We start from the raw sequence: 13,487 nt of genomic DNA on the forward strand, positions 1-13,487 counted from the left end.
TCGTTGACACCGCCGTGGTGGCTACCTATGGTCACGCCCCGTGAATGAACGAACGTTAAGGAACGAGGGCGCGACGATGGAGGCCGATCCGCGGGAGCGCCCGCTGGGGGCGCCGCCGGACCTCCGTCTCGACGGTCTGGTCGCGTGGGTCACCGGCGCCAGCCAGGGGGTGGGCCGCAGCCTGGCGCTCGCGATGGCGGCCGCCGGCGCCGACCTCGTCCTGACCGCTCGCAACGAGGGCGCGCTCACGGACCTCGCCGAGCGGATCCGTGCCGGCGGCCGCGCGGTCGAGGTGGTCGCGGGCTCGGTCGGCGACCCGGCCGACGTCGCCGCGGCCGTCGCGGCCGCGGAGCGCACCTGGGGGCGGCTGGACGTCTTGGTCAACAACGCCGGCATCGGGTCCAGCTACCGGCGCGTCGAGCAGGTCGACGACCAGGAGTGGGAGCGGGTGCTGGGCGTGAACCTCGGTGGCGCGTTCGCCTGCTGCCGTGCGGCGCTCCCGCTCCTCAGCCGGTCGGACGCCGCGAGCGTGGTCAACGTGTCGTCGGTCCACGGCGCGGTGGGCGGCGAGCGGCTCGCCGCCTACTCGGCGAGCAAGGGCGGCCTGGAGATGCTGACGCGGTCCCTGGCGCTCGAGTGGGCGGCCAAGGGGATCCGCGTCAACTCGATCGCTCCCGGCTACCTGCGGACGGAGATGACCACGGGCCTGCGCGAGCACGAGCAGCTGGGCTCCGAGCTGCTCGCGCGGATCCCGATGGGCCGGTTCGGCGAGCCGTCCGAGATCGCCGCCGCCGTCCTGTTCCTCGCGGGCCGCGCGTCGAGCTACGTCACGGGCACCACGCTCTTCGCCGACGGAGGCTGGACGGCGCGCTGACGGCGCGCGCTCAGCGCGGCCGCAGCAGCGGCCCGGGTCGGAACCGGGGCGGGGGAAGGCGATCCACGGTGACCAGGCCGGGTGGCGCGGCCAGGACGTCGGGGACGCGGTTGACGACGGTCGCGCACGTGACCATGCGCCCCGGGAAGTCGTCGTTGAGCAGCTGCAGCGACGGCTCGCCGTCGATCCACCAGGCGTTCACGGGCCGCTCGTCGGGCGCGAGCACGAGGCCGGACATCTCGAGCTCGAGGTCGATGCCCTCGGCGGTCGGCACGCGCACGATCTCCGAGACCCCGCTGACCGCACCCGGAGGGATCGTCACCTCCAGGCTCTGGGACCGGATCTCCGTCGCCGCGACGACGGGGGCGAGCCGGCCCTCGAATCCCGTCGGGGTCAGCCCCGCCAGGGCGGCCAGCGCCTCCAGCGCCGATCGGCCGACCATCGGCCCCCACTCGCCGGGCAGCGCGGCGGTCGCCGCGGCGGGATCGCCGCCGATGTGCAGGTGCTCGGCGACCTCCGGCCCGTACTCGTCGGCGCGCCACGTCGACCGGCCGCGCACCCGTCGGATCACGTGGGCGGAGGCCATCAGCGAGACCGGCAGCCGCGACCAGAAGACGTCCTGCATGCCGGAGGCCATGAGCGTCGCGCCACGGTCGCGCGCCAGGGCATCGAGGTCGGCGGCGAGCGATGGCGAGGACCGCCACGGGTGGAAGCACTCCTCCTCGAGCGTGATGACGTCGACCCCATGGGCCAGGCAGACGCGGAAGTGCGAGGCCATCGCCGCGATCGAGCTCGACACGGCCATGACGGCGACGTCGGCGTCGCACCGCGCCAGCAGCGCCTCGGGGTCGTCGGTCACGCGCACGCCGAGATCGCGGCCCAGGCCCGCGAGCTCCCCGAGGTCGCGCCCGACCTTCGCGGGGCTGCGACCCACCGCTCCGGCCACCGTGGCCCCCTTGTCCACGAGCATGCGCGTCAGCAGCAGCCCCATCTCGCCGACGCCGTAGACGACGACCCGGACCGGGCGCGGCTCGGCGGCGCTCATCGGGCGGCGGCCTGCGGTCCGCCGGTGCGCGGCGCGTCGCCCAGCGCGAGCGACCGGCCGATGATCTCCTTCATGATCTCGTTCGTGCCGCCGTAGATCCGCGTGACGCGGGCGTCGGCGTAGGCCCGGCTGATCGGGTATTCGGTCATGTAGCCGTAGCCGCCGTGCAGCTGGAGGCAGCGGTCGATCGCGCGGCCCTGGAGGTCCGTGCACCACCACTTCGCCATCGCCGCCCGCTCGGCGGACAGCCGGCCGGCGTTGATCGCCAGGATGCACTCGTCGACGAACGCCTGCGCGACCTCGACGTCGGTGGCGACCTCGGCGAGGACGAAGCGCGTGTTCTGGAACTGGCCGATCGCCTGGCCGAACGCGTTGCGGCCGCGCACGTAGTCCGTCGTCCAGTCCAGCGCCGCACGCGCCGCCGCCACGCCCGCGACGGCGATCGCGAGCCGCTCGCGCGCGAGGTTGTGGGTCAGGTAGCCGAAGCCCGCGTTCTCGTGGCCGAGGAGGTTCTCGGCCGGCACCTGTGCGTCCTGGAAGAACAGCTCGGCGGTGTCCTGCGAGTGCATGCCGAGCTTGTCGAGGTTGCGACCGCGCTCGAACCCCGGCGTTCCGCGCTCCACGCCGAAGAGGCTCAGGCCCGCGCGTCCCGCGCCGCGGCTGGTCCGGGCCGCGGTGATGATCACGTCGGCGTTGCTGCCGTTGGTGATGAACGTCTTGGCGCCGTTGAGCAGGTAGTGGTCGCCGCGGCGTTCGGCGTTGGTGGAGATCGAGGCGAGGTCGGACCCGGTCCCGGGCTCGGTCAGCGCGAGACCCGCGATCAGGTCGCCGGCGACCAGGCCGGGAAGCCAGCGCTGCCGTTGGGCCTCGTCCGCGTAGGCCAGGAAGTAGGGGATGCAGATGTCGTTGTGCATCGACATCCCCGCGGACAGGGCGCCGAATCCGGCCGCGCCCATGGCCTCCAGCATGACGGCGTTGAACCGGTAGTCCTCGACCTCGGCGCCGCCGAACACCTCCGGCACGTCCACGCCCAGGAAGCCCGCCTCGCCGGCGGCGGCGAAGACCTCGCGCGGCGTGGTCCCGGCCCGCTCCCACTCGTCGTATCGCGGGGCGACGTGGCTTGCGAGGAACGCCTCGAAGCTCTCGCGGAAGAAGCGATGGTCGTCGTCGTAGATCTCGCGCACCCGATGCTCCGTTCAACCGGTCGGCCAATACCTGACTTTACGATCGTTAAGGTAGCAGGAGGAGCCGGGCGGAGCCGGTCGCCGGCGTCGTCAGCGACGGCGCGACGTCGGGCGCTTGGCGGGCACGCCACCCCCGACCATGGCCACGACGAGGTCGGCGTACAGCGTGCCGACGGTCTCGGGCGCGAGCTCGCCGGTGGGGTCGTACCACGTGTGGACGTACTCGCACATCGTGATGATCGCGAAGCCGGTGACGCGGGCATCCTCGATGTGGAAGGCCCCGGCGGCGACGCCCGCGTCGAGGATCTCGCGGAGGAAGTTGAGGTACCCGCGCTGCTTGTCGACGAGCCGGCGCCGGTGCTTGGCCGGGAGGGTGCGGACGAGGTCGCGCATGCCGACGGTGGTGGCGTAGGCGCCGGCGGACTCGCGCTCGTCCAGCTGCCAGCGGACATGGGCGGTCGTGAACTGACGCAGCCGGTCCACCGGGTCCTCGGCGTCGACGCTCTGCACCACGCTGTCGATGAAGGCGGTCAGCAGCTGCTCCATGCACGCGAGGAAGAGATCCTGCTTGGACGGGAAGTGCCAGTAGAGCGCGGGCGGCGAGACGCCGACGTCCTTCGCGATGGACTTGATGCTCGTGGCCTTGTAGCCGTCGCGCACGAAGAGCGCCGTCGCGGTGTCGATGATGCGCTGCCGGCTGTCGCTGCGGCTCTGCTGTTCGGGCACCTCCGGATCGTATCCGCTCGTCGGATGGTGCTCCGGCGGTGGTCCGCCCGGCGCGATGCCCGTCGGGTGACGGGCATGTCTTGACACCCCGTTCAGGCCGCTCTATGGTCGCCTGACCGAACATTCGTTAAGGTGATTCTGGGCGCGCGGGCATCGGTGCTCGCCGGCGCCGGGATCGAGGAGACCGAGGAGACGTGATGAGCGCAACCAGCGAGACGCCGACCAGCGAGGGCGGCGCTCCCGGGGCATCGCCGGCGGTCGCCCGCTGCCACATCGATGGCCACTGGGTCGACGGCGCGGGGGACACGGCCGAGCGCCGGAGCCCCGCGACGAACACCGTCGTCACGCGGATGACCTGCGCGACGCCCGGCGACGTCGACGCGGCCGTCGCGGCCGCGCGGCGCGCGCGCCACGACTGGGCGAACACCGCGGCCCTGCGGCGGGCCGAGATCCTCCATCGCGCGGCGGGCCTCCTGCGCGAGCGCAAGGAGGAGGCCGCTCGGCTGATCTCCCTCGAGATGGGCAAGACGTACGCGGAGTCGCTCGAGGACGTGGAGTACGGCGCGGACGACCTCGACTTCTCCGCCGAGGACGCGATCCGCAACGCCGGCCAGGTCGCGGCCACGAACACGACCGAGCCCGGGACCAAGCGCAAGCGGATCCTGACGATCAACGTCCCGGTCGGCGTCGCCGCGCTCCTGTCCCCCTGGAACTTCCCGATCGCCATCCCGTGCGAGCTGCTGGGTCCCGCGCTGGCGTGCGGCAACACCGTGGTGTGGAAGCCGAGCGAGGCGAGCCCGGCGAGCGGTCAGCTGCTGGCCGAGGTGCTCGTCGCGGCGGGGCTCCCGGCCGGGGTCTTCAACTGCCTGCAGGGGGCCGGGGACGTCGGCGCGCGGATGGTGACCCATCCGGGCACCGACATGGTGGGCTTCGTGGGAAGCACCGCCACCGGTGAGCACATCTCCCGTTCCGCGGGCGTCAAGAAGCTCTTGCTCGAGCTGGGGGGCAACGGGCCGCTCGTGGTCATGGACGACGCCGATCTGGACAAGGCGGTGGAGGCGACCGTCACCGGCGCGTTCTACTGCGGCGGCCAGGTCTGCACCGCGGCGGAGCGGGTGCTGGTGCACGACGCGGTCCACGACGCCTACGTCGAGAAGCTCGTCGCGCGGACCGCGCGGGTGCGGCTCGGCGACCCGCTCGACCCGGCGACCGACATGGGTCCGCTCGCGATCGCCAGCAGCCTGGAGAAGACGCGCGCGCACCTCGACGACGCCGTCGGCAAGGGCGCGCGGATCGTCGCCGGCGGCGCCCACGACGGCCTCTACCACGAGCCGACGGTGATCGTCGGCGTCACGTCGGACATGGACATCGCCCAGGAGGAGACGTTCGGTCCGGTCGTGCCGATCATGCGCTTCGCGGATCGCGACGAGGCGGTCCGGGTCGCCAACGAGACCAAGTACGGCCTCACCGGGGCCGTGTTCACCGAGTCGATGTCCCACGCCTGGTTCCTGGCGGAGGGCATCGAGTGCGGGACCGTCCACGTCAACGAGACGACCAACCACTGGGAGCTGCTGGCGCCGTTCGGCGGCATGAAGCAGAGCGGCGTCGGTCGCATCCTCGGCGATCAGTCGGTCGCCGCGTTCACGAACCCCAAGCAGATCACGTTCGAGCTCGGCGACCGCTGAGACAGGAGCCAGAGATCAACATGTACGACACGATCGTCATCGGCGCCGGCTTCGCCGGCCTGACCGCGGCCCGCGACCTCGCCGAGGCGGGGAGGTCGGTGCTCGTCCTGGAGGCCCGGGACCGGATCGCCGGCCGCACCCACTACGCCAAGCTCGACCCGCTGGACCAGAAGGTCGAGTACGGAGGCACGTGGATCGTGCCCCGGTACCAGCCCCATGTCGCCCGCGAGATCGACCGCTACGGGCTCGAGCTCACCAACAGCCCGACGCCCGAGAGCTACGCCTGGGTCTTCGGCGGCGAGCGCAAGGTCGGCGGGCTCCCGTTCCCCGACGAGGAGATCCCCGACTGCGAGCGCGCGGTCGCGCTGGCGATCGCCGACGCCCGGCGCATCGAGTTCGGCACGCCGTTCGAGGAGCAGGGGCTCGAGGATCTCGACGTCCCGTACGAGGAGTGGCTCGATCGTCACGAGATCCACGGGTCCACGCGCGAGCTGTTCGCGTCCTACGGCGGCGCGCTGTGCTTCGGCGTCGCGCCCAAGGACGTGTCCGCGCTGCACGTGCTCTCCTGGGTCGCCGGCCTGGGCAACAGCGCCTGGAACCTGTTCACGGCGCCGAGCGCGAAGTTCGCCAAGGGCACCGGCGCGCTCGCGGCCGCCATGGCCGAGAGCCTCGACGTCCGGCTCTCGACGCCCGTGACCGCGATCGCGCAGCACGGCGACGCCGTCGAGGTGACCACGGCCGGCGGGGAGACCGTCGCGGCGCGGACGGCCGTCGTCGCCGTCCCGCTCAACGTCTGGAAGGACATCAGCTTCACGCCCGCGCTGAGCGCCGGGAAGACGGCCTTCACCCAGGAGGAGCTGGCCGGCAAGGCCGTCAAGGTCTGGGTCCAGGCGCGCACGACGCCGCGGTTCTTCGCCGGCCTCGGATGGAACACCCCGCTGCAGTGGCTGTCGACCGAGTTCGAGCGCGACGAAGGGGCGGTCATGGTCGGCTTCGGCATCTCCCAGGGCGACGTCGACGCCGGCGATCGGGCGTCCGTCGAGGCGGCGGTCAAGGCCTACGTGCCGGACGCCGAGGTGCTCGACTGGTGGAGCGAGGACTGGAACGGCGACCCCTACTCACAGGGGACGTGGACGGCCTTCCGGCCCGGCCAGATCTCACGGCTCGCCGCCGCCGGCCGGGCGTCCGAGGGCCGGCTCGCGTTCGCCACGGCCGACGTCGCGATCGGGTTCTCGGGATGGATCGAGGGCGCGATCGAGTCCGGCGCAACGGCGGCCGCGACGACCCAGGCGATGCTGACCGCGGCGGGGGCCGCGGTCTAGGGCGCGCGCGACATGGGCTACGTCAGGACCCCCGAGGAGATCGAGCGCATGCGGGCGCTGCTCTCCCCGGCGCTCTTCACGCTGGAAGGCGTCTCCGTCGAGTTCGAGACCACCGAGGCGTTCGCCCGCCAGGTCCTGCCGCCGTGCTTCGAGCCCGACGGCGCGCGCGGCCTGGCCACCGTGTCGCGGTGGCAGGCCGGCGTGTGCGGCGAGTTCGACTCGGCGGCGGTCATGCTCTTCGCGCGGTACGGCGAGGTGGTCGGGACGTACTTCTTGACGCTCGTGGTGTCCGGGGACATGCCGGTCACCATCGGCCGCGAGTTCTGGGGCGAGCCCAAGAAGCTCGGCGCGGCGCACTTCTATCGCGACGGGGACGACGTCTACGCGTTCGGGGAGCGCAACGGCACGCGCATCATCGAGATCGAGGCGACGTTCGGGCCGGACCTGGGCCCGCAGGAGGGCCGATCCCACACGCTCGAGGTGACCGCGCCGCTGTCGCACGACGCGAGCCTGGCGGGTGACCCGGTCGCCCTGGTGTTCGACGTCCGGCGCTCGTTCACCAGCACGCGCGAGGGCACCGGGCTGCTCCGGCTCAACGGCACCCCGTTCGACCCCGTCGACGAGATCCCGATCGTGAGCGTCGGCGCCGCCAACCACTACACGGGCGAGTCGTCGTACGACGAGATCGCGCGCGACGCGCTCCCCGACCGCGAGCGCTACCTCCCGTACATCCTCGGGCGCAGCTTCGACGACCTGGCGCGCTTCCCGAGGCCGAGGCGCCACCAGCACCCGGCGACCGACCTGGCGGTGTGACGATGGCGGTCCTCGTCTGCGGAGGGAGCCGCGGCATCGGCCGCGCCATCGCCGCCGGACTCGCGGAGCCGGGCGGCACGGTCTTCATCAACTACGCCGGCTCCGGCGACGAGGCCGAGACGGCGGCGGCCGATGTCAGGGCGCGCGGGGCGACCGCCGTCCTCGTCGCGGGCGACATCGCGACGCCCGCGGGCGCCGCGACGGTCATCGAGCGGGTCCGCGCGGTCACCGACCGGATCGACACGCTCGTGCACTGCGCCGTGACGACGGTGTCGGGACCCGTCCTCGAGGCGGACCCGCGGGCGTTCCTGCGGGCCGTCGAGGTCAACGCCATGTCGTTGTTGTACGTCGTGCAGGCGGCGCTCCCGCTGATCGGGGAAGGCAGCTCGATCGTGTTCCTCTCCAGCCGCGGAAGCCGCGTGGCGCTCAAGGACTACGCGTCGGTCGGCGCGCCGAAGGCCTTCGCCGAGGGGCTGGTCCGCTACATGGCGGTCGAGCTCGCGGCGCGTGGCGCGCGAGCCAACTGCGTCTCGCCGACGGCGCAGGACACCGACGCGTTCCGGGCGGTCTTCCCGGAGGACCACGAGGAGCGTCTCGCCGCCGCCGCGCGCAACAGCCCGAGCGGTCGCGCCGTCGGGCTCGACGACATCGTCGGGACCGTGCGCTTCCTCGCGTCGCCGGCGGCATCGATGGTGCAGGGCCAGGTCCTCGTCCTCGACGGTGCGAGCACGCTGGCCGCGTGACCGGCGCCAGGTCGCCGGGAGACGACCTGGTGGACCCGAAGTGTCCCCAACAGGCCCGGCGGCATCGCGGTCTACGCGCACGAGGCGTGGCGCAAGCGCTTCTCGCCGATCGGCCCTCTGGCCACGTTCGGCTACTGGCTGTCGTGGTCGCTGTCGATGTCCTTCCTGGCCATCGTCGACCTCGGCCTTCCGCAGTTCATCGCCCTGGGCCTCGTGTTCCTCGTGTGGCTGTCCAACGTGCTCGGCGTGCGGATCGCGGTCGGCGTCAACAAGGCGATCAACGCGGCCCTCGCGCTCGTGCTGATCGGGGTCACGGGGTGTGGACCATGTCCCGCATGCCCAGCGCCGCCGTGTAGGCGCCGGCCGAACAAGGCCGTCGCGGCGTCGACGATGCGGTCCCGGCTTCCACCGGGCAGGCCTTCAACGGCGGCCTCATCGGGAGGACGATCGGTCACGGGGACTCCTTGCTGAAGGGACGTTCAGCTTACACCCGCCCCGGCGGGCCCTGTGCCCGGTCGACGCCTTGCCTTAACGTGCGTTAGGGAATCTGTTACGCTCCGCGAGCCGTGGGCGAAGGCGCTCATCCGGCGCCGGAGCGTCAACTGATCGAATCTTCGTTCGATCCACGGCAGGGTCTCATACGATCAGGAAAGGGCTGGCAGATGCGTTCGGGGTTGATGATGGAGCGCCCGATGCTCGTCTCGACGATCGCGGAGCGTGCCGAGCGGGTGTTCGGCGCTCGCGAGGTGGTCGGCAGAACCGCGCTCGGGATCGAGCGGAGCACCTACGCCGAGGTCGTGCGGCGCGCCCGGCGTCTGGCCGACGCGCTGAGCCGGATGAGGGTCGGGCCCGGCGACCGCGTCGCGACCTTCGGGTGGAACAGCCTGCGGCACCTGGAGCTCTACCTGGCCGTGCCGTCGATGGGGGCGGTGCTGCACACGCTCAACATCCGCCTGTCGGAGGATGACCTGAAGTACATCGTCGAGCACGCCGGCGACCGCGTGATCTTCCTCGACGCGTCGCTCGCGGCGTCGCTCCCGCGCTTCGACGGCGTCGAGCACGAGGTGCTGATGCCCGACGACGAGGCCGTCCGCGCCGGAGCGATGCCGTACGAGGACCTCGTCGCCGGCGGCGACCCCGGCTTCGCGTTCCCGGAGCTCGACGAGAGCGCGGCCGCCGCCATGTGCTACACGAGCGGCACCACGGGTCGGCCCAAGGGCGTGGTCTACTCGCACCGGTCGATCGCCCTCTACTCGCTCATGGCCAACCAGCCCGACGCGTTCGGCATCCACGAGCGTGACTCGGTCATGCCGGTCGTGCCGATGTTCCACGCCAACGCGTGGGGCCTGCCGTTCATCTCCGCGATGGCGGGTGCCCGCCAGGTGATGCCCGGACCGTCCCCGACCCCGGCGATCATCGCCGACCTCATGCGCTCCGAGGACGTCACGGTCTCGGCGGCGGTGCCGACGGTGTGGCAGGGGCTCGCCGATCTCGACCCGCGGCCCGACCTGTCGTCGGTGAGGGAGCTGATCTGTGGCGGGGCCGCGGTCCCCGAGCAGCTGATCCGCACCTTCGACGAGCGTTTCGACGTGCCGGTCGTCCAGGGCTGGGGCATGACCGAGACCAGCCCGCTGGCCGCGATCTCGCGGCTTCCGGTCGACGCGCCGGAGGCCGCGGACGAGCGCTACGCGCTGCGCGCCAAGCAGGGTCGCGTGCTGTCGTTCATCTCGGCGCGGCTCGACGCGGAGAACGGCGGCGAGCTTCAGGTCCGCGGCCCGAGCGTCGCGCGCGCCTACTACGGCGGTGAGGGCGAAGGCAGCTTCACCGACGACGGGTGGCTGCGCACCGGCGACGTCGCGGAGATCGATGACCGGGCGTTCGTCAAGCTCGTGGACCGGACCAAGGACCTGGTGAAGTCCGGCGGCGAGTGGATCTCGTCGGTGGAGCTGGAGACCGCGGTGCTGTTCCATCCGGGCGTGCTGGAGGCCGCGGTCGTCGCGATGCCCGACAGCAAGTGGGGAGAGCGACCGTGCATGTTCGTCGTGGCGCGGGAGGGGGCGCGGCTCGACGGCGCGGAGCTGCGCTCGTTCCTGGGGGAGCGCTTCCCCTCGTGGTGGTTGCCCGATCGCTTCGAGCTCGTCGCGGAGCTGCCCAAGACGTCGGTGGGCAAGTTGGACAAGAAGGTGCTGCGGCGCCGGCTCCTCGGCGACGGCGACGGTCAGTCGCGGTCGAGCGTCTCGGCGACGTAGACGTTGGCGGTCACGCCGCCGTCGACGATCAACGAGGCGCCGGTGATCGCCGACGCGTCCGCAGAAGCGAGGAACGCGACCGCGGAGGCGATCTCGTGCGGTTCGACCATCCGCCCGAGCGGAGCGCGAGGGAACCGGCTGTGGATGCTCTCCCAGTCGGCGTCCGAGGCGTCGCGGCGGACCATGTCGGTGGCCGTGAAGCCGGGCAGCACGGCGTTGGAGCGGATCCCGTGGGGCGCGAGCTCGACCGCCATCGTGCGCATCAGGCCGAGGAGCCCGGCCTTCGCCGCGTTGTAGCCGACGAAGTCTCCGTCGGCGAAGAACGAGTCGATCGACGCGATGTGGACGACGGCGCCGCGACCCCGCGCCACCATGAACGGCACGAGCGCCTGGGAGAGCGCGAACGGCGCGGTGAGGTTGACCGCGACGACCCGGTCCCACGCCTCGCGTGGGTGCTCCAGGAACGGCTGCTTGTGGGCGATGCCGGCGTTGTTGACCAAGACGTCGAGCCCGTCCCAGCGCTCGCGAACCTCCGACACCACGGCGGCGACGCCGTCGTCGGTGGACAGCTCGGCGGCGCAGGTCCGGACGGGACCATCGAGCGCGGCGAGCTCCGCCTGCGCCCGCTGGAGGCTGGGGAGGTCCCGGTCGACCAGGAGGACCTCGTCGCCATCGGCGGCGAACCGCCGCGCGATCGCGGCGCCGATCCCGCGGCCGGCACCGGTGACGACGACACGGCGGAAGGGCTCAGCGCTCATGCGACCGCTCCATGGAGGCGAGCGTCTCGCGGCCGACCCGGCTGCAGGTCGCGGAGGTCGTCGAGGTGCGCGGCCCACGTGGGCTCGCGGCGCAGCCCGGCCGCGAGGTCGGCGGCGTCGGCGTGCGCGTCGAGCAACTCGTGCACCAGCGTCCCGCCGGCAGCGCTCGCGATGCCGTGCAAGGGCAGCATCATGGGACGAGTCGCGCGAGCGCGAGCTCGAGGTCGACCTGACGGTAGCGCTGGGTGGACAGCCCATCTCGGCGCCGCGCCCGGTAGGTGTCGGCGACACGCCGTCGCACGGCCGGCGGCACCTCCTCCAGCCGCTCTCGCACGGCGGCGACCCAGCGCGTGAAGTCGTGGTCCGCGCGCAGCTGCTCGATGAGCGCGCCATCGGCGCCGAGCGCGGCGTCGACGTAGGCCTCCATGTCGAGCGCGCCTTCCGCGTTCTCCTCCGTGGCTGGTCTGGTGCCGGCGATGACGATCTCGCCGTCCCGCACCGCTCCGTCCGCCGCGTACGCCCATGCGCTGCGGATCCTGTTGGTCGCGCTGTTGCGTTCGGGCCACAGCAGCGAGTGGTCTCGCGGCACGCCGTCGGGCACCGCGAGCCGCGTGATGCCACGCGCGTTGACCGCGTGCATGACGGCGCGGGGGTCCGCGTCGACGACGACCTCCTTGTGCCGCGGCCAGAAGTCATAGGCGCTGAGGTCGCCGTGCGGGCCGCCGACGTGGAAGGCGTAGATCTCCGGGTACATCGGCACGGCGTCGAGGGCGTTCGCTCGCCGGTGCTCGAAGAACCGGACGGTCGCGGCCTGGATGAGATGGCTCGCCCCGAGCGCCCCGAGCGGTTCGTGCACCACGACGCCGAACCGGTCGTGCTCGTGCCATCCGGGAAGCAGGTCGGCCATGGAGGCGGGCCGGTCCGCCAGCTCGACGGAGAACATGCTGCTGCTCAACTCGATCGTGTGCATCGATGGATCGCTCGTTTCGGGGGGAACGGACATGCCGCGGCGGACATGCTCATGCTACCTGGCATGAATGAACGTTCAGTCGTCGTCGATGACAGATCGACGGGGCGGGCGTTGCTCGATCGTCTGAACGTTCGCCTGCGCGCTCGCCGGGCGGTTCGAGCCGGCAGTTGAACGAACGAACGTTAAGGTGCGTGTCATGGTCACACGCGACGATCGTGCAGATGAGGGAACGGGCGTCTCGGGCGCCGTGCTCGTGACCGGTGCCGGATCCGGGATCGGTCGAGCGGTGGCGATCCGGATGAGCCGTCAAGGGGCATGCCTGGGCCTCCTCGATCGCGACGCGGCCGGGTTGGGCGCGACGGCGGAGCGGGTCCGCGCGTGCGGGGCCGTGGCGCTCGAGCTGCCGGGCGACGTCACGCTCGACGCGGATCTCGCGGGCGCGGTGGCGCGCGTCGAAGACGCCGCGGGCGCGATCGCGGGTGTGGTCGCCGCGGCGGGCATCTGGGCTCCCGGAACCGTGGAGACGCTTGCACCGCCGGCATGGAGCCGGGCGCTGGCCGTCAACGTCACGGGCGTGTACCTCACGGCACGCCACGCGATCCCGGCGCTGCGTCGCGCCGGGGGCGGCGCGTTCGTCGCGCTGGCGTCCGACGTCGGCGTGCACGCCGCCCGGGAGTGCGCCGCCTACGTGGCGACGAAGCATGCGGTCGTCGGGCTCATCCGCGCCCTGGCGCTCGACCACGGCCCGGACGGCATCCGCAGCAACGCGGTGTGCCCCGGGTTCGTCGAGACGCCGATGCTCGACCGCATCTTCGACGTCGAGCGCCCATCCGGTCGCGAGACGCGCCGGGCCCAGGTACCGCTCGGCCGCTTCGCGACTCCGGAGGACGTCGCCGGGCTGGTGGAGTTCCTCCTCTCGGGCGCGGGGTCCTACGTCAATGGCGAGGCCTTGCTGCTCGACGGCGGCGCGGCGGCGGGGCCGCTCTAGTTCGTTCGTCCGATCGGACGGCGACACCGCGCTCGTCCACGGCTTCGACCCATTGCCGGGCCGTGCGCACGCACGTACGGTCGAGGTCCGCCGAGGGCGGCGCCCGGACGCGCCGACGACGGCTCGGCAC

Annotated in this window: 14 protein-coding genes; 8 read left to right on the plus strand and 6 right to left on the minus strand. The window is 72.3% G+C overall.

Translation table 11 applies throughout. From position 1 onward, the window contains the following. Window positions 1–40: 40 nt before the first annotated feature. The gene (locus VFG42_RS20130; RefSeq protein WP_324910582.1) at window positions 41–874 is read left to right on the plus strand and encodes an SDR family NAD(P)-dependent oxidoreductase; all 834 of its coding nucleotides are present in this window, start codon (window positions 41–43) and stop codon (window positions 872–874) included. 10 nt (window positions 875–884) lie between these two features. On the opposite strand, the gene VFG42_RS20135 is transcribed toward VFG42_RS20130, so the two are convergent. The 3 genes from VFG42_RS20135 to VFG42_RS20145 form a co-directional block, all read right to left on the minus strand. Further along, complete coding sequence (locus VFG42_RS20135; RefSeq protein ID WP_324910583.1) at window positions 885–1,919, minus strand: hypothetical protein; 1,035 nt, start codon at window positions 1,917–1,919, stop codon at window positions 885–887. Continuing rightward, the gene (locus VFG42_RS20140) at window positions 1,916–3,103 is read right to left on the minus strand and encodes an acyl-CoA dehydrogenase family protein (RefSeq protein WP_324910584.1); all 1,188 of its coding nucleotides are present in this window, start codon (window positions 3,101–3,103) and stop codon (window positions 1,916–1,918) included. Before VFG42_RS20140 ends, VFG42_RS20135 begins: the two co-directional genes overlap by 4 nt. A gap of 90 nt (window positions 3,104–3,193) precedes the next feature. Next, window positions 3,194–3,829, minus strand: coding sequence for a TetR/AcrR family transcriptional regulator (locus tag VFG42_RS20145; RefSeq protein ID WP_324910585.1), 636 nt, complete (start codon window positions 3,827–3,829; stop codon window positions 3,194–3,196). Between the two features lie 197 nt (window positions 3,830–4,026). On the opposite strand from VFG42_RS20145, the gene VFG42_RS20150 reads away from it, so the two are divergent. From VFG42_RS20150 to VFG42_RS20175, 6 genes are all read left to right on the plus strand, one after another. After that, window positions 4,027–5,514, plus strand: a complete 1,488-nt coding sequence (locus VFG42_RS20150; protein WP_324910586.1) for an aldehyde dehydrogenase family protein — start codon at window positions 4,027–4,029, stop codon at window positions 5,512–5,514. Window positions 5,515–5,534: 20 nt separating this feature from the next. Then, window positions 5,535–6,836 (plus strand): NAD(P)/FAD-dependent oxidoreductase, encoded by a 1,302-nt coding sequence (locus VFG42_RS20155; protein WP_324910587.1) that lies wholly within the window; start codon window positions 5,535–5,537, stop codon window positions 6,834–6,836. A gap of 12 nt (window positions 6,837–6,848) precedes the next feature. Beyond that, a complete protein-coding gene (locus VFG42_RS20160; RefSeq protein WP_324910588.1) occupies window positions 6,849–7,649 on the plus strand; it encodes an acetoacetate decarboxylase family protein in 801 nt (266 codons plus the stop codon). 2 nt (window positions 7,650–7,651) lie between these two features. After that, window positions 7,652–8,392 (plus strand): SDR family oxidoreductase, encoded by a 741-nt coding sequence (locus VFG42_RS20165; protein ID WP_324910589.1) that lies wholly within the window; start codon window positions 7,652–7,654, stop codon window positions 8,390–8,392. 156 nt (window positions 8,393–8,548) lie between these two features. Next, on the plus strand, window positions 8,549–8,863 hold the full coding sequence (locus tag VFG42_RS20170; protein ID WP_324910590.1) for a hypothetical protein: 315 nt from the start codon (window positions 8,549–8,551) through the stop codon (window positions 8,861–8,863). A gap of 191 nt (window positions 8,864–9,054) precedes the next feature. Continuing rightward, on the plus strand, window positions 9,055–10,641 hold the full coding sequence (locus VFG42_RS20175) for a long-chain fatty acid--CoA ligase (protein WP_324910591.1): 1,587 nt from the start codon (window positions 9,055–9,057) through the stop codon (window positions 10,639–10,641). Here the strand turns inward: VFG42_RS20175 and VFG42_RS20180 are convergent. The 3 genes from VFG42_RS20180 to VFG42_RS20190 are packed head-to-tail and all read right to left on the minus strand — an operon-like array spanning window position 10,611 to window position 12,342. After that, on the minus strand, window positions 10,611–11,399 hold the full coding sequence (locus VFG42_RS20180) for an SDR family NAD(P)-dependent oxidoreductase (RefSeq protein ID WP_324910592.1): 789 nt from the start codon (window positions 11,397–11,399) through the stop codon (window positions 10,611–10,613). The two genes, VFG42_RS20175 and VFG42_RS20180, sit on opposite strands and share 31 nt — an antisense overlap. Then, the gene (locus VFG42_RS20185) at window positions 11,396–11,593 is read right to left on the minus strand and encodes a hypothetical protein (protein ID WP_324910593.1); all 198 of its coding nucleotides are present in this window, start codon (window positions 11,591–11,593) and stop codon (window positions 11,396–11,398) included. The genes VFG42_RS20180 and VFG42_RS20185 overlap by 4 nt, the downstream gene beginning before the upstream one ends. Then, window positions 11,590–12,342: a hypothetical protein gene (locus VFG42_RS20190; RefSeq protein WP_324910594.1), complete on the minus strand. Its 753-nt coding sequence runs from the start codon at window positions 12,340–12,342 to the stop codon at window positions 11,590–11,592. The genes VFG42_RS20185 and VFG42_RS20190 overlap by 4 nt, the downstream gene beginning before the upstream one ends. Before the next feature lie 223 nt (window positions 12,343–12,565). Between VFG42_RS20190 and VFG42_RS20195 the strand changes: the two genes are divergently transcribed. After that, window positions 12,566–13,357: an SDR family NAD(P)-dependent oxidoreductase gene (locus VFG42_RS20195; protein WP_324910595.1), complete on the plus strand. Its 792-nt coding sequence runs from the start codon at window positions 12,566–12,568 to the stop codon at window positions 13,355–13,357. The last annotated feature ends 130 nt before the right edge of the window (window positions 13,358–13,487 follow it).

The sequence above is a fragment of the Baekduia sp. genome, from assembly GCF_035685985.1.
Lineage (GTDB): Bacteria > Actinomycetota > Thermoleophilia > Solirubrobacterales > Solirubrobacteraceae > Baekduia.